The sequence below is a fragment of the Lysinibacillus sphaericus genome, assembly GCF_015844675.1.
GTDB lineage: Bacteria > Bacillota > Bacilli > Bacillales_A > Planococcaceae > Lysinibacillus > Lysinibacillus sphaericus_E.
On record NZ_LDGC01000013.1, the window covers coordinates 215308 to 232015 of the forward strand.

The following is a 16708-nucleotide window of genomic DNA, read 5'->3' on the forward strand; positions in this document are numbered from 1 at the left end:
GAATAAACTATGTCAAAATGTAAGGCAATATGTTTATTAATGATTCTTACTATATTTTTAAGTGGTTGTTGGAGTAAACGTGAACTCAATGAATTAGCAATTGTCGCAGCATTAGGAATAGATAAAGTAGATAATGAATTTGACATAACTGTTCAAGTTGTAATTCCTGGTGAAATCTCTTCCAAACAGCCTACTTCAGGACGGTCACCGGTTATTACCTATCATTCAAAAGGTGCAACTGTGTTTGAGGCCATAAGAAAAATGACAACAGTAACAGCTCGAAAACTTTATTTTTCTCATCTTCAAATAGTTGTGCTCGGTGATGAATTAGCTAAAGAAGGAATGGGCAAGCCGTTAGATTTAATTTCAAGAGATCATGAATTCAGAAATGATTTCGATGTCATCGTTGCTCATGACGCGACTGCCGAAGAAGTTTTAAATGTATTAACACCTATCGAAAAAGTACCAGCTAATAAAATGCTAAATTCTCTTAGAACGTCGGAGAAATCTTGGGGTACAACCCAATCCATAAAAATAGATGAATTAATTATTACTTTAAATAACAAAGAAACAAGCGTAGTTATGTCTGCCATTGAAATTCATGGAGATAAAAGTGTGGGAATGGCGCAAACGAATGTTAAAAAATCAAAGTCTACTGCGATCTTGAAGTACGCTGGCCTAGCAGTTTTTAAAGAAGATAAATACATTGGGCTTTTAACGGAAGATGAGAGTAGAAGTCTAGGTTTTTTAAAAGACAAAATAGAAAGTACAATTGAAATTATTGCTTGCCCTAAAGAAGGTAACTTATCAACTGAAATTACGCACTCAAAGACAAAAATAAAAGGTAAATTTGAAAATGGATCTCCCAAAATCAATGTTTCTATAGATGTTAACCAAAATGTCGGAGAAGTTGAATGTGATATAGACCTTACAAAAGAAAAATCGCTTCACTACGTCAATAAAAAAACGGCAGAACTTATTAAAAAACGAATCGAAAAAACAATCAGTACAGTTCAGCAAAGTTATCGGGTTGATATTTTTGGATTCGGTGAAGCACTGCATCGCACAAATCCAAAAGAGTGGAAAAAAATAAAAAAAGATTGGCTAACCATATTTCAAGAGCTACCAGTTAAAGTTGAAGTACATGTCAACACGCAAGGCTTAGGGACGATGGAAAACTCATTAGTGAATAAGCCGGAAGGAGAATAAGCTATGATGATGGCGATATTCATACTAATCATTTCTGCTGTTATAGCCTTTGCCTTTATTCCAACATTAAAAAAAAATAAAGAAACGAAGACGATCGTTATTTTTTCGATTTTTTTATTGCTTGGTACCGCATTAAATATTGCGATCTTATTAAAGGTCAAAATACCGAGCCCACTAGAATTGATTACCTATATATTTTCACCTATTAAAGATTACATTGTCTCTCTAACAAAGTAATAAGGCAATATTATGTTAAGAAAAAGGGGTAGTTCATGATGGAAAAAGAAATCATTAGTTCAAGACAATTTATGATCATTACCCTTCTTTTTTCAATTGGTACAGCCATTTTAATTATCCCTGCAAGTGTAACAAGCGAAGCAAAGCAAGATGCATGGATTGCAGCGATCATTGGTGTCGTTATAAGTTTGCCCATAGTAAAGCTATTCGTTGCTTTAGGAAATAAAACACCGACCCTTACATTTGTAGAAGCTAATGAAAAAATATTAGGTCGTTTTTTCGGAAAATTCACTGCAATTGGCTTTATACTTATTTCTTTACTTTCAGCCGGTGAATTATTATATTTCATTGGAATTTTCATGAAAACAGAAATAATGCCAGAAACACCCACGATGGCGTTTGCATTTATGTTCAGTATTATCATTATTTATGCTGCATTTTTAGGAATTGAAGTTTTTGCCCGTTCTGCAGAAACACTATTTGCAATATTTTTATTAATTTTATTTTTCTTTGTCCTTTTTATTGCACCATCCATCCAGATTGAAAATATACAGCCAATAATGGAAACACCAAAAAAATCATTATTCTTTAGTATAATTCGATTTATAAGTCTTTTTTCATTCCCGCTTGTCATATTATTAATGATTTTTCCTTCAGCAGTTAACGTCCAAAAATCTGCGCAAAAAGGTTTTTACATTGGTGCAATTTTGGGAGGAATTGTCTTAATCACGATCATTACACTATCAATCCTTGTCCTTGGCCCGGCAAATACTGCTTCACGGACATTCCCAAGCTATGCATTAGCCCAAAGAATTTCAATTGGGAACTTTTTACAACGCATTGAAGTGATTATGGCAGCCATGTGGATTATCACTATTTATATTAGAACTTTTATGTATTTTTATGCTGCGGTTATCGGGATCGCACAATTATGTAAAATTAAAAATCATCGACCGCTCATTTTTCCACTTGGCATGATTATCCTTGGACTTTCACAAGTTGTTCATCCGAATATAATTCATTCAGATATTTACAATAGAGATACATGGCCTATATTCGCCTTCATTTTAATGATTTTATTGCCATTACTATTATTAATAGTAGCGAAGATTCGTAAAATCAATGGTAATCAAGAAAATAATACGCAATGTAATAGTAGTACGCAAAATCTAAATGGAAATTCTACACAGAGTGCTAGTAGTAGCAATGGCGGTAATGCCTCTCAAAGTGCGAGTAGTAGCAATAATGACAATTCTGCTCAAAGTGCAAATAGTAGCAATAACGATAATACTATTCAAAACGATTGTAACGGCGATGGTGGGAATTCTCCTCAAAGTACAAGTAGTAACAATGGCGGTAACGCTTCTCAAAGTGCTGGTAGTAGCAATAACGATAATACTATTCAAAGTGATAGTAACAGCAATGGCGGGAATGCTTCTCAAAGCACAAGTAGCAGCAATAACGAAAATCCTGCTCAAAGTGCAAGTAATAGTAATGCCGAAAATACTACTCAAAGTAAAATTGAAAACGATACCGTCAATTATACACAGAATGATAGCGATACAGGAAATACGCCAAACAGTGATAAGAATAAAAAATCGCCAGACAATTAACAGCAGTGTGGTTCATTACAAAAGCGAATTGGCTCATCGGATGCCCCCCAGTAAAGTGACTCGCCGGAACGGAAATGAGAAAAGTAAAAAATGATGACCAAAAAAATATCAAGGTCATCATTTTTCTATGGCATTAAATATGAAATTCAATTTGATCAACAAAATCCCATTCGTATGGTGTTTCTTGATAAACATAGTAGTTCAACCAGTTCGAGAATAACAAATGTGTATGGGCACGCCACGTATTAATTGGTTCATTTTCTGGATTATCATTAGGGAAGTAATTCACTGGCACATCTATATTTAATCCTTTCGCAACATCGCGACTATATTCATCCGCTAAAGTTGTCGCATCATATTCAAGGTGACCAGTAATCATAATATTTTTATTGTCTTTAGATTGCACAATGAAAACACCAGCTTCTTCAGAATAAGATAGTAATCGTAAATCGGGATGGCTAAGTACTTCATCAATTGATACGGATGTATAACGTGAATGTGGTGCAGTAAATGAATCACTAAAGCCACGTACTAAATCCACTGTTAAATCCGTAATAACATGCGAATATACACCTGAGCATTTAGCAGGCAGCCCAATTTTACCAATACCGTAATGATGATATAACGCTGCCTGTGCACCCCAACATATATGTAAAACTGATGTTACGTTTGTCTTGGACCAATCCATTATTTCAGAAATTTCCTGCCAGTAGTTCACTTCTTCAAATTCCATTTTTTCTACTGGTGCACCCGTAATAATCATACCATCATAGCGGCGATGACGAATTTGATTGAAAGTCGTGTAAAATAACTGTAAATGTGATTTACTAACATTTTTTGATTCATGCGTAGCTGTATTTAAAAATGTAATATTCACTTGTAATGGTGTATTCCCCAATAAACGAAGTAATTGCAGCTCAGTTTTTTCTTTTTCTGGCATTAAATTTAAAATTAATATATTTAACGGGCGAATTTGTTGAGTTTTCGCTCTGTCCTCTTCCATAACGAAGATTTTTTCCTCACGTAAATGTTCTCCAGCTGGTAAGTTTTTCGGAATATTAATCGGCATCTTGCATTCCCCTCTCTTTTATTTCTCTCTGTTAAATTCAATTAATCAATGCACGGGCCCTGCGCAAAGTTCAATATGTCAAACGATTAAATTAAAAAATCCCCCTCATTCCATATGAGATAGAATGAGAAGGATTTTTCCACGTTCACTCTTATCTCTCAAAGGACAAATCCTTTGCTGGAATTAGCACCTTTCTAACTCTCGTTAGAGGTTGCTGAAGCGTCATCGGGCCAAATCCCTCAACTTCTCATGATAAGATTATTTAATTAAAAAGAATTGTAACATGAACAATTAAGAATATCAATAATACATAGAATATTTCGTTATTAATCATGCATGTCATTATGTAATTTGTTTAACACTAAACTTGAATGTTTACATTCATTATTTGATGGTAAACATGCTGTACTTATGTTAACATATACCTTTAGTAACAGAGAGGAACGTGAATAGTTTGATTAAAATTGAATTCCCAAAACCAGATTTAGTAATTCGCCAACGCGAACAAGATTTAAAGCCAGGAGATGTGCCAATCACACCATACCATGGTTTTATCGACTTCCATAAAATCACTCGTGAAAACGGGGGTATTTTCTTATTCTACAATGAAGAGAACGAACTATTATTTGTCGGTAAAGCACGTAAAATCCGTCAACGTATTAAAAAGCATTTTGAAGACAATGTGTCACCGATGAAAAATCATCGTGATGAAGTTTTCAAAATTGAAGTGTATGAAGTAGATGATCCTATGGAACGTGAAATTTACGAAACATACGCGATTAATACATTCCGCGCTAAATACAATGTTGATAAAGTTTTTTATTAAGATAAAAGATTTTATATAACCCAAAATAAGAATCTACAAGCCATCTGTGCTTGTAGATTCTTTTATTATCTTCACTCTACGAAAAAGGCTTTACGTTCTTTAGTAATCCATTCCTCAAGCTCCATATCATCATCGCGCTTTAACAACCGATTGACAAGCACGTCATGCCATATATAATCCTCTAATAAATAAATATGCACAGGGTCATTTGTTATAAAAGCCGTTTCTTGATTGGACGGTGAGTGACCATAAATCATCTCTTGACCATCTATAGACAGTATAAACCAATGGGGCGTGGTAGCATTCCTCGTATATTGAGTAATGCGATGCTGGTCAATCGATGCAACATTTTCATCCACATACAATGTAATGCCATGAACCGGAATACGCTGAGAGACCTCATGTATATCTTCTCGCAATTTTTTATACATATCTTCCCACATTGATAATAGTACTTTTTTCTCCGCTTTTTGTAATAATGACTGACAATAATTGACGATTGCCTCTTTTCCTTTTAGCGTTACAACCTTATGCTCCGCTTCCTGTTCTTTTACCTCTAATTTTTCTAATTGATCACTAATCGACGTGAAATTCGATTGCCAACGTTGCTCAATTTGTTGTAAAAACACAGCAACTGGAATGGAAGAGTATGTCGTTTGATTTGCAGTTTCTTCTTTCAGTACTAACCCTTTTTCAACAAGCACATTAAGTATGTCATATATTCTTGCACGTGGGATACCGGAGTTTTTACTTACTTGATAGGCACTAACATGACTATTTTGTACGAGTGCCGTATAAGCTTTTGCTTCATATTCTGTGAATCCCAGTTCTTTTAATTGGGCGATTAATAATTCCATCGAATCCCTCCATTTCCTCTATTATAGTTGAAGAATACGAAGATTAGCCAACGAAAAAAATTAGTCTTTACAGCCGCCTGAAATTTAGTTACTATTTCAGTAGTAACTATCTAAAGAGGTGTAAGCATGCTATTTGAAGTCGATTTAAATGTAGTCATATTATTAATATCTTTTGGATTTTTAGCCGCCTTTGTGGATGCCGTCGTTGGTGGTGGTGGCTTAATTGCATTACCCGCCCTCATGTTTGCCGGTTTAAATCCAGCAGCAGCCGTAGCAACTAATAAGCTTGCTGGTACAATGGGGTCTTTAACATCAACCATTTCCTTTTATCGTTCCGGTCAGCTAGAAATTCGTTCGGTTATCAAATACTTTCCCCTAGCCTTTATTGGATCACTCTTTGGTGCATGGACAGTACATTTAATAAACCCCGAATTACTAAAACCACTTATGCTAATAATGCTTGCAGCTGTTGCAGTCTATACAATCTTCAAAAAAGACTGGGGTTCAGTCGCTGCAGTCAAAAAATTAAAGTTTACGCACTTAGTTTTATTCATGCTATTGTTATTTTGCATTGGTTTTTATGATGGATTTCTTGGTCCAGGAACAGGCTCATTTTTAATTTTCAGCTTTTTATTAGTCGGCTTCGATTTTTTAAAGGCTGCAGGAAATGCCAAATTTTTAAACTTAGCAAGTAATTTTGCGGGTCTTTTAATGTTCGCCTACTTAGGTCAAATACATTTTGTCTACGGTTTATTAATGGGTATAGCTCAAATTGCCGGTGCGACTGTAGGCTCTCGTATGGCGATCAAAAAAGGGAGCGGCTTTGTTCGCATATTATTTATTATCGTAACGATTACATTGCTCACTAAAAATGCTTATGATTACATAGTAGTTCAGTGAAAAAACGCCGTAGATAGGCTATTTCTACGGCGTTTTAGCTTGTCTATAAACTTTTGGGGCTTGCTTTCCTTCAGTTCGAAGAAGTTCTTTTCGTTGCTTCGTGGGTTCTTTCCGTCATTTCAGAGATTCTTTCCGTCGCTTCATTAATTCTATCCATCCATTCAGAGATTCTATCCACGATTTCTGACATTCTATCCATCATTTCAAAGTTTCTATCTATCTCTTACTGCCTACAATAAAAAAACGCCGTAGATTTTTCCTCTACGGCGTTTTCTTAGATTAAATAAACAACTTTTCGTCTTTAAATTTATGACTCGTTAATAAGCTAACGATAACAAAAATGAAGAAGGAAGCGACGATTGGAATTGTCACGGTATGCATGCCAAAGACAGAAGGGTGAAAACGATCAATGATAATATATAAGGTCATCCCTGAAATCATTGACGCGATTGCACCATATTTGTTGGCCTTTTTCCAATAGAGTCCTAAAACGACGGTCCAAATAAAGACTGCCTCTAGTCCGCCGAAAGCAAATAAATTAAGCCATACTAATAAATCTGGTGGATTTAGTGCAAATACGATAACCGCTAAACCAATCACTGCTGTAACAATAAAGCTTGCACGTTTAATTTCCGTATCATTTGCTGTTGGCTTTATATAATTTAAATAAATATCTTTCACTACTGTTGAGCTAACAAGCATTAGGAGCGCATTAACTGTAGACATCGTTGCTGCCATTGGTGCTGCTAAAACAACACCTGCTAAAAATGGTGGCAATACCTTTAAAGTTAGCAGTGGCATAACTTTATCACCAATTTCAATACCTGGCATCACCGGTCTTGCTAAAACACCAATTAGATGCATCCCAAACATAATTGTCCCGATGGCTATAGTGCCAATGATAATGGCTAAATGCATGCTTCTTGAATCTTTATAGCTCATCGCACGAACAGCGATTTGTGGAAGCCCCACTACTCCAACACCGATTAAAATCCAAAATGTAGAAACGTATAATGGCGTTAATTCACCTTCAGCTCCAAATGGAGACACAAGATTCGGATTCTCAGCGACAAGTGAGGCCATAATATTATCGATTCCTCCGCCAGCGATGATTGTCCCAATTAATAAAATAACTGTTCCGACCACCATAATGGAGCCTTGCACCATATCTGTCAATGCTACAGCGCGGAAGCCCCCAATGATCACATAAACTAACACGGAAATTGCAAAAATAAACAATGCCGTTGTGTAGTTTAAGCCCGTTAATGATTCAATTAATCGAGCACCACCTACCCATTGTGCCATCATGGCAGAAAATAAAAAGATGATGATACTGATGGCTGATAAAATGACTATGGCATGACTTTTATAGCGCTCTCGTAAAAAGTCTATTAACGTGATCGCTTGATAACGTCTTGCGATAATAGCAAATTTCTTCCCTAAAATCATTAAAACAAAATAACCCGCTGGAAGCTGAGCCATCGCCAGTAAGACCCACCCTAGCCCTTTCGTATAAGCAACACCTGGACCACCAATAAAGCTACTTGCACTACCGTACGTAGCAATCATTGTCATCGCAAGGATGAAGCCTCCCATTTCACGGCCACCGAGGAAGTATTCCTGTAAAAATGAATTGGAAGAGCGTATATGCTTATTTGACCAGATACCAATACCAAAGATTATGACTAAAAATAAAAGCAGTGGAACAATAACTTGCCAGTGCATTATCGATCCACCTCCTCATCGTCAAATGGTACCTCTTTGAAAAAGAGTTTCATGACGAACCAAATTAAAATAATCATAAAGCCTGTCCCTGCTATACAGCTATAGAAAAACCATGCAGGGAAACCGAAAACATACGTATAGTTTGTTGGATCACCAGAGCCTAGTCCATAGGCAAAGCCGAACCATATCGCAAAGTTAACGGTAACAAGCCCGATACCGATAAGCGCCTCTCGATGCGCAATTTTAAAATGTTGATCTTTCAAAATACTGTCCCCCTAACCTACTCTATTTTACTGATATGTTCGTATTATGGGAACCTTTGTGAGAAAAATAAATATCGGCACAACAATTTAGTTTCAAAAAACGATAAACAGAAATTTCCCCTTAATATAATGTTTGACGTTTAGACTCTATTGATAGACTTTACTCAATCGTATCTAATAGTTCTACATCTAAATTTTCACTATCTTTCATGCTGTGGAAAATTTCTAAGTGCCATTTATTTTTAAGTCTTTTATATTTATTTTTTTCAATCCACAAATGTAGTTTCTTATAGGCATCCATTATTTTATAATTGGCCCCTTTATGTCTTAAAGCCGCATATCTTTGAGGTGGGATTGTTAGAGTGACCATTTCATGTGGAATATCTTCGAACTCTTTCACTTCAACACAAACCCAGTATCCATCTTCTTCACCAAATTCATGTTCCACAACAAAAGCCCCAACTTGCTGTAAAGGATTTTTTACATGTTTAATTTCGCTAATTCGTTTATTTAACTGCAAAGAGGTTTTAGGTATTTCAACTATATATTGATCATCGGGACATAAAACCCGAAAACCTACTAGCTTTAGTTCTCCAACTTCTTTTATCGCTTTGTAATGCAATGTGTATTCTGTCATTTTCCCCCTCCTTATATCCTTATTTTACAATTTCTAAAATAAATCACTTCATTCAAAATTGAAAAAACGCCTGGATATCCAAGCGTTCGTTTTTCACTATCTTTAATATTGGAATTTCATTATTATGCTTTAAAGCCTGTCTACCTGTTATTCTCAATATTAGCCCCTATAGTTCAGGAGTACATTAATTCATACCCATGTGTATGTTTTATTTCCAATTGAAGCAAATATGTTTAGCTGTATTTAAAAATACTAACGAAGTAGTCTTCTTCAGGAAAATCACCCATATATTCCAAACCGTTCCTTGAATAAAACTGTTTTAACTTCTCATTTCCAGCCCAACAATCTAAATACAAGGTTTTATCTAATCCTTTTGCCAAGCAACAAGAAAATTTTGTTATAGCAGAACCAATGTTTTTTCTTTGAAACTTAGGTAAAATGGCAATTTGAGATAGATACTTACTTTTATCATCAAAGGAAAATTCATTTTATTTTCTATATCATATATACAGAACGTTACACAAAAAATTATTCTTTAATTGGTTTATAATTATATTATGATCCCAAGGAAATTCCCATTGCTGTATTCCTTTTTGTTGTAAATTTAATGTAACCTCATTTAATATATACATCAATTGCGATAAGTCATCGATTTTGGCTAATCTTATTTCCACTTTTAGCTCTCCTTTCATGGTTTTAGTTTTCATCAATACTGAAAGAAGTTAAAGGTTTTTCTGGTCGGTTAGCGCAATATTTGCAATTAAGGTCACTACATATTGATTCAGTCCAACTATTACATTTAGGGCAAAAATAAGCATCAAAATCATCATAATATACTAGATTAAACTTGCATTTAGAACAATATTTATCTTGTTCAATTTGACCATAAAATTCAAAGTTGTCTATTATTACTTTTCCATGCTTTTCAACGATTTTCATAAATATACTCCTATAAAAATATTTATGTATCAAATAACTATTTTAACATACATCCATTTAATTTTGAATATTTGCAATTTTCATTAACATAGCCTTTATCATTAGTTGAATAGGATCAATCTGAAAACAGCCTATATCTTTTTTACATAGGCGATTAAGAAATAGGCTGAATGTTCATTTAATAATTGATATGAATTACCGCAACATAGGTTGATGAATGAACAAATTGTAGTTGTAGTAAATAAAGCCACCTTGATAAAAAAGAGGATAGATAGAGCGAATTTATTTAAGCTCTTCTATCCTTTTAATAAAATTTGAGAAAAACCGTTCCCATTCTTGTACTTCAAATAGCTAGGATCAGCGTTTTTCACCATCTTTAATATTGGAATTTCTTTATTAAGCTTTGAAGCTCGTCTGCCTGTTGTGCCATTTCTTTTGCTGAAGAAGCCATATTATCTATGAAAGCTAATTGCTCCTCCGCTGTTATCGTAACGTGTTCTGTGCTTTCGGTAGCCTTGCTTGCAATGCGTGCCATTGCTTCTGTTGAAGCAGTAACTTCTTCAACACTTGCAGACATTTGTTCCGTCACAGCGGAGATGTCATGCAACTGTGTACTTACTCCCTTAATCGACTGCATAATCTTGTGGAAGGCCATTTTTGTATCATCGACAACATCCATACCTGCGGCAGCTTCCTTCGAGTTACTAGAAATAGCCGTAATAACATTGTCCGTATCACTTTGAATTGAATGAATAAGGGATGCTATTTGATCGGCAGATTTCTTTGATTGTTCTGCCAATTTACGAACTTCATCTGCTACGACAGCAAAGCCTTTCCCTTGCTCCCCGGCACGAGCCGCTTCGATGGCTGCGTTTAAGGCAAGCAAATTTGTTTGATCAGCGATGCTTGTAATCACATCAACGATATTGCCAATTTGTTGCGACTGATCACCTAAAATTCGGACCTGCGCCTCTACATGGTCAGATGATTGATTAATAATTGTCATTTGATTCAATACACGATTCAAAGAATCATTTCCTTGGGCAGCCTCGTCACTCATTAAATCAGCAGCATCTGAAACCGTTGAAGCCGTTTCAGCAACTTGTTGGATGCCAATTGCCATTTCCTGCATGGCCGTTAAGCTATCACTTGTGCTATGTAATGTTGTTCTTGAACCATCGGCTAAATCTTGTAGTGTTGAAGTTAGCTGTCTCGTCATGTCAGCGGTTTGCTGTGATTTAGATGTTAAGCCATCAGAAGATACATCAACTTGTTTAGAGGATTGTGCTATTTGTTGCATGACTACCTTTAAGCTTGTCAGCATTTTATTAAACGATTGCGCAAGCTCACCTGCTTCATCCTTAGAATTAATTTGCAGCTGTTTTGTTAAATCTCCCTCTCCATCCGCAATATCTCGAAGCTGAGCATTCATTTCTCGAAGCGGCTTTACAAATGCTCTTGTAAACAGAAAGCTACCTAATATAGCAATGACAGCTCCGATGAACAATACAATGAGCAGCTTGCCAATAAATGCAAAAATAATAGCATTCACTTCATCGATCGTTTCACCGACAAACCACATCCCAATGATGTCTCCATTTGCGTCTTTAATAGGTGCATAGAGTGTTAAATATTTCGTTCCTACTACATCAGCCTCACCAATAAAGGTTTCCCCTTTATCCATTACTTTATTAACTACTTTTGGATCAGCATCTTTGCCAACTAAACGTTCGCCATTTAGCTTTAGATTAGTAATAAGTCCTTTGGAGCCTTGGAAAATGGTTACACCACCATCGATGCTTTCACCAACCTCATCAACAAAGACTTCCTGATCAACTATTTTTGAATCCCCTTTGTAAAGTTCCCCATCTTTTATAGTCCAATCGCCCTTAAATCGTTCTTCTAGAAGCGCATAGCCGACCTTTGAAATATGGGTTACACTCTGCTCAAAATTATTAAGCATAATTTCCTTCACTTGTATATGGGATACAAATCCAATCATAATGCTTAAAAATAGGATAACGCCCACTAAAAGCAAATTAAATTTCGTACTAATTTTAAAAGTGCGCAAATAATTCATCTCTCCTTTCTCATATTTAACAGGAATATTATGTATAAAATGTAATCCATTTTCATTAAACATTATTCTATAAATAGTTTCAATACTTTATCAATAAATTAACAATTTTAATATAAATGAGTTGTTGGTGAGCAGTAGCTAAGGGAAATACAATGAATTCACAACGTGTGGTTGATTTCCGTTCGGACTGACGTCGCACGTGAAGTCGCTCAGTCTCCAATCCAATCCACTTATCCGTTATGGTACAACAGAAGGAAAAAGATTGGTTAATTTGGTATCCAAAAGTAATTTGTATGGTTTAATTTTTACTTATGTCTGGGCTTTTGATATGCAGGAGGATTGGGACTATGTCGAAGATCTTGCAAAGCTTTTTAAATCTAGAGGGGGTACTGTTTATTTTGTAGAGCGTGAAGCTGATGTAGTAGAAAGATTGGAAAGAAATAAAAGCGGTAATGACTTGAGCATAAACCTTCAAAGAGAGATATTGAATGGTACGAAAAGGATTTGAAAAGCTCAATGGAAAAATACAGATTAAATTCCTTAGAAGGCGAATTAAAATATGGAAATTATCTCAAGATCAACAACACAAACTTGAGTGCTGAAGAAGTTGCTTTGAGCATAAAAGAAACATTTCATTTGTAGAATTGAAAAACGCCTGGATCTCCAAGCGTTTTTTCGGTTCTATAATTACTTGTAACTATAATTAATCTACTGTTAACCCGTTACTAAAACAATATACTATTTCTTCTTCTAACTGACTTAATTTACGATTTAGTTGAGTAGATAGTTCATTAACTAAATTCGAATGGTTTCCTTGATGTTTTTCTGTTAAATCACAAATTAACTTCAACAACATTATATACCCCATAAAATCCTCTTTAGATAATGGGGGCTCATGCGAAAGTACATAAATTTCAGCATCAAACATTTCAATATTTTCTAAGAGATGTCTAACATTTTCAATTTTATATTGTGGTTGTTGTGAGTAAATACTTGGATACAAGCAGTCCCCTAAGAAAAGTACCTTTTCTTCCTCTACATAAATAATTGATGAGTCATCGGAATGATCTCCACCGACATGTTTGACTACACACCGAATACCACCTAATTCAATCTCATATTTATCTTTAAAAGTAATATTAGGTAATTTGATGGTAATATTTCGGTCTTCTCCAAATTCTTTTTTAATCATGTCGGAACAAAACTGATTCTCTAGGCCTTTTTCAACACGATTATCTAAAGCTTCATCTGACCAATCATATTCCATCATTTTTTCAAGATGCATTTTTGTGTTTTCATGTGCGATGGTTAAGAGATTCATCTGATTTGTTCCAAAGCTATGATCCCAATGCCAATGCGTTAATACTACAGAATGATAATTAGCAATTTGACTTTGGTTTAGTTCATCAAGAAATAACTTAGTATGTTTATGAGAATTTCCTGCATCAACAATTAAGGTTTGATGATCCCCACAAATGGCAGACAGTATTGGTCGATCTGTTTCAGGATCATGCGGTAAATAATGTATACGATTCGTTAGTTGTTTCAAATTTTTCTCCATTACCTTAACTCCCTTTGTTTTCATTAGTACCGACAATCTTATTTAATGTATCAAGAACATTTTTTAACTCTGTTAAGCTAACTTTTGAATAATATTTTTCCACAAGCATGGCATCAATTTTATTTAGAAGCTGATGAAAATCTTGACCTCTATCTCCAAGATATATAAAGGTCTCTCTACGGTTTATTGAATTCTCTTGACGATAGATCATTTTCATTTCTTCGAGCTTTGAAATTACTTGGCTAACCGCACTTTTTGAAATACCAAAATGATTTGCAATATCATTTGCAATTACAGGCTCATTGCGAATGATATAAAACATAATAATTTCTTGTTGAGGAGTTAAGTGAAAGTTCTCTAATTCTTCAACCTCTTTGGTTTCTTGTAAAACTAACAACTTGAACTGCTCAAACTTTTGATTGATTTGGTCTATCATTAATAAATAATCATCCACAGATTAATCAGCCCCCATTCACTTTTAGTTAAGTTTAGTTTACTTAACTATCATTGCGTTGTCAATTATTGTATGAACACACTAAAAACGGAAACTGCTCTATTCCCCTTGATATTATTTTTTCATAGCCACTGCTCACTAATTAGTGAACAGTGGCAGACAGTGAATTCACAACGTAAGGGGCGTCAGGGCAACAAATGATTTTAGCGCTAATGAAGTGCAGTATATGTTCTTCAAAAGGATTACTATGATTATTAAAGCTCCTGAAACTCTATTTAGTTATTGAATGGTCATCAATCACTTGAACAGCTAGTTCCAATGCTTTAATTCTTCTTTCTAAAAGCGTTCTTTGGGGACTACCAACCTTTGACTTCATGTATATGTTCTCAATTGATGGTAATAAACCAGCGAGAACATTGCGCGCTATTGCTAAATCTTCCTGATTATAATGATGGGGGCTTTGATTCCATACATTTTCTAGCATCGCTAATCCAACACAAACAGCTTTAAGTCGTTTCTTTACTAAAGTAGTATTTGCGCCTTTCTCGGTCATCTGAGACAAGGCTTTTTCGAGTTTGCTGATTGTCGATTGTAAAGATTTTATTGATTCCAATTTTTCTACATTTGTTACGTTTTCCATAGTAGTACTGACCTTTCTTCGTTTCTGAAATATATTCTTTGTTACAGAAAATCGTTAAAAATCTGATTTCACTCGCAATATTTTATCATAATTACACAAGGGATTCTCAAAAAACTGGCCCAATTGATTAGCCTCTCCTATCCGTTTATTCACATCTTCAAGGGACTTCCACAAATAGATAATGAAGGAAACATTTCATTTATAGAAACAAAAAAACGCCTGGATCTCCAAGCATTTTTTTATTTCGCATACATTTGCAAAGCTTTCTTATCAATTTTTCCGACGCTTGTTTTTGGCAATTCATCAATGACGAGTATCTTTTTAGGAATCTTGTAGCGACCTAGATGCTTATTACAGATTTCTTTGATTTCCTCTAATATAGTTTTATCCTGATTCTTACAAACGATAAAGGCTGCTACGATTTCTCCCCAATAATCATCAGCTATTCCAATGACCGCTACCTCTTGCACTAGTTGATGGCGCAAAATACATTGCTCGACTTCTTGTGGGTACACATTTTCCCCGCCAGAAATAATCATCTCTTTACTACGACCGACAATATAAAAGTCACCATCCTCATCCATCATGGCTAAATCACCCGTTTTCAGCCAGCCTTCATACATGATTTTTTCAGTCTCCTGCTGATTACTCCAGTAAAAAAGAAACATATGCTTCCCTCTGACGAATAGCTCTCCCACTTCGTTTGGCGCACAGCTTTCTCCGGCACTATTAACAATTTTTGCTTCATTGAATTGCATACTCTTCCCTACTGCACCTTTTTTCAAACAGGCTGCCTCTCGAGAAATATAAAAATTATTGGGCCCCGCTTCTGTTAAGCCATAGCCCTCTTTAAAAAATAGCCCCTTCTTAAAAAATGCATCATAGATTGGATACGGACATGGTGCCCCCCCTGATAAAAATACGTTCATTGACGGGAAGCTATTCTCCTTAAAGTAGTCCGTTGCAATCATCGCTTGATACATTGTTGGCACAAAAAGTGAAATTGTAGTCTTATACTGATTAATCGCCTGAAGAGCGTTTTCTGCCTCAAATTTATCACCAATAACAACTGTACCACCAGCCATTAATAGCGGTATACATAAGGCATTCAAACCGCCTGTATGAAACAACGGCATATAATTTAACGTACAATCACGATCATTTAAACCCCAGCTAATAATTGTATTAATGGCATTCCAATTCACAGAATTAAACGATAGGACAACACCTTTCGCCTTGCCAGTTGTACCCCCAGTGTAAATCATTAGCCAAGGATCATTAAGGTCCACTTCTCGGATGCTCAGAGTAGCCGTTTCACTTGCTAAACGCAGAGAATGCATATTTTCTAAAGATACAGGGCAATTCATTTCTTCATCGTAAAGCAGTAAAGAAGGCGTAGCATCCGTTAAAATATCATGTAATTCCTTTGCACTCATACGCCAATTTAGTGGCACGTAGATCAGTCCTCTTAATCCACAGGCGAATAAGACAGCAAAAAGCTGGATGTGATTTTTCGCAAATACGGCAACTCGACTTCCTGCCCGCAAGTTTTGACGCTCAAAAAATTGACACCATTTTGTGATTTCCACTGTTAGTTGCTGATAAGTCCACTGCTCTTGTGTTTCTAGGTTTACCAATGCGATACGTTTAGGTGTTAACGATGCACGTTTTAATATCCAGGATTGCTCTACAAACATT

Annotated in this window: 16 protein-coding genes, 2 pseudogenes and 1 riboswitch; of the genes and pseudogenes, 6 read left to right on the plus strand and 12 right to left on the minus strand. The window is 35.4% G+C overall.

The window, feature by feature from the left end; all coding sequences use genetic code 11:
• The first annotated feature begins 9 nt into the window (after positions 1-9).
• The 3 genes from ABE34_RS05300 to ABE34_RS05310 are packed head-to-tail and all read left to right on the plus strand — an operon-like array spanning position 10 to position 3059.
• Complete coding sequence (locus tag ABE34_RS05300) at positions 10-1209, plus strand: Ger(x)C family spore germination protein (RefSeq protein WP_197140953.1); 1200 nt, start codon at positions 10-12, stop codon at positions 1207-1209.
• Between the two features lie 3 nt (positions 1210-1212).
• Positions 1213-1446, plus strand: a complete 234-nt coding sequence (locus ABE34_RS05305; RefSeq protein WP_197140954.1) for a hypothetical protein — start codon at positions 1213-1215, stop codon at positions 1444-1446.
• 35 nt (positions 1447-1481) lie between these two features.
• Positions 1482-3059: a GerAB/ArcD/ProY family transporter gene (locus tag ABE34_RS05310; RefSeq protein ID WP_241747010.1), complete on the plus strand. Its 1578-nt coding sequence runs from the start codon at positions 1482-1484 to the stop codon at positions 3057-3059.
• A 133-nt stretch (positions 3060-3192) separates the two neighbouring features.
• On the opposite strand, the gene metA is transcribed toward ABE34_RS05310, so the two are convergent.
• Positions 3193-4128: a homoserine O-acetyltransferase MetA gene (gene metA, locus ABE34_RS05315; RefSeq protein WP_197140955.1), complete on the minus strand. Its 936-nt coding sequence runs from the start codon at positions 4126-4128 to the stop codon at positions 3193-3195.
• 148 nt (positions 4129-4276) lie between these two features.
• Positions 4277-4387, minus strand: a riboswitch (SAM riboswitch).
• Positions 4388-4582: 195 nt separating this feature from the next.
• Between metA and ABE34_RS05320 the strand changes: the two genes are divergently transcribed.
• Positions 4583-4954 (plus strand): nucleotide excision repair endonuclease, encoded by a 372-nt coding sequence (locus ABE34_RS05320; protein WP_197140957.1) that lies wholly within the window; start codon positions 4583-4585, stop codon positions 4952-4954.
• A 71-nt stretch (positions 4955-5025) separates the two neighbouring features.
• Here the strand turns inward: ABE34_RS05320 and ABE34_RS05325 are convergent, their stop codons facing one another.
• Positions 5026-5811, minus strand: coding sequence for a TrmB family transcriptional regulator (locus ABE34_RS05325; RefSeq protein ID WP_197140959.1), 786 nt, complete (start codon positions 5809-5811; stop codon positions 5026-5028).
• A 126-nt stretch (positions 5812-5937) separates the two neighbouring features.
• On the opposite strand from ABE34_RS05325, the gene ABE34_RS05330 reads away from it, so the two are divergent.
• Positions 5938-6711, plus strand: a complete 774-nt coding sequence (locus tag ABE34_RS05330) for a TSUP family transporter (RefSeq protein ID WP_197140960.1) — start codon at positions 5938-5940, stop codon at positions 6709-6711.
• A 279-nt stretch (positions 6712-6990) separates the two neighbouring features.
• Here ABE34_RS05330 and panF read toward each other — a convergent pair whose 3' ends face one another.
• The 6 genes and pseudogenes from panF to ABE34_RS05360 form a co-directional block, all read right to left on the minus strand.
• On the minus strand, positions 6991-8436 hold the full coding sequence (gene panF, locus ABE34_RS05335; protein ID WP_197140961.1) for a sodium/pantothenate symporter: 1446 nt from the start codon (positions 8434-8436) through the stop codon (positions 6991-6993).
• On the minus strand, positions 8436-8699 hold the full coding sequence (locus ABE34_RS05340) for a YhdT family protein (protein ID WP_197140963.1): 264 nt from the start codon (positions 8697-8699) through the stop codon (positions 8436-8438). The genes panF and ABE34_RS05340 overlap by 1 nt, the downstream gene beginning before the upstream one ends.
• Positions 8700-8859: 160 nt before the next feature.
• Positions 8860-9336, minus strand: a complete 477-nt coding sequence (locus ABE34_RS05345; RefSeq protein ID WP_197140964.1) for a GyrI-like domain-containing protein — start codon at positions 9334-9336, stop codon at positions 8860-8862.
• A 233-nt stretch (positions 9337-9569) separates the two neighbouring features.
• A pseudogene (locus ABE34_RS25800) lies at positions 9570-9791 on the minus strand (hypothetical protein); the annotation flags it as partial.
• A 241-nt stretch (positions 9792-10032) separates the two neighbouring features.
• The gene (locus ABE34_RS05355) at positions 10033-10275 is read right to left on the minus strand and encodes a hypothetical protein (protein ID WP_197140967.1); all 243 of its coding nucleotides are present in this window, start codon (positions 10273-10275) and stop codon (positions 10033-10035) included.
• A gap of 376 nt (positions 10276-10651) precedes the next feature.
• Positions 10652-12346, minus strand: coding sequence for a methyl-accepting chemotaxis protein (locus tag ABE34_RS05360; RefSeq protein WP_197229804.1), 1695 nt, complete (start codon positions 12344-12346; stop codon positions 10652-10654).
• Positions 12347-12578: 232 nt separating this feature from the next.
• On the opposite strand from ABE34_RS05360, the pseudogene ABE34_RS05365 reads away from it, so the two are divergent.
• Positions 12579-12997 (plus strand): annotated as a pseudogene (locus ABE34_RS05365) (shikimate kinase); the annotation flags it as partial.
• Between the two features lie 61 nt (positions 12998-13058).
• Here the strand turns inward: ABE34_RS05365 and ABE34_RS05370 are convergent.
• The 4 genes from ABE34_RS05370 to ABE34_RS05385 all read right to left on the minus strand — a co-directional run bounded on the left by ABE34_RS05370 (position 13059) and on the right by ABE34_RS05385 (position 16707).
• Complete coding sequence (locus tag ABE34_RS05370) at positions 13059-13916, minus strand: MBL fold metallo-hydrolase (protein WP_197140971.1); 858 nt, start codon at positions 13914-13916, stop codon at positions 13059-13061.
• A 4-nt stretch (positions 13917-13920) separates the two neighbouring features.
• Positions 13921-14370 (minus strand): MarR family transcriptional regulator, encoded by a 450-nt coding sequence (locus ABE34_RS05375; protein ID WP_197140973.1) that lies wholly within the window; start codon positions 14368-14370, stop codon positions 13921-13923.
• A gap of 271 nt (positions 14371-14641) precedes the next feature.
• Complete coding sequence (locus ABE34_RS05380; protein ID WP_197140974.1) at positions 14642-15010, minus strand: hypothetical protein; 369 nt, start codon at positions 15008-15010, stop codon at positions 14642-14644.
• Positions 15011-15249: 239 nt separating this feature from the next.
• Complete coding sequence (locus ABE34_RS05385; RefSeq protein ID WP_197140975.1) at positions 15250-16707, minus strand: class I adenylate-forming enzyme family protein; 1458 nt, start codon at positions 16705-16707, stop codon at positions 15250-15252.
• Position 16708 lies beyond the last annotated feature (1 nt).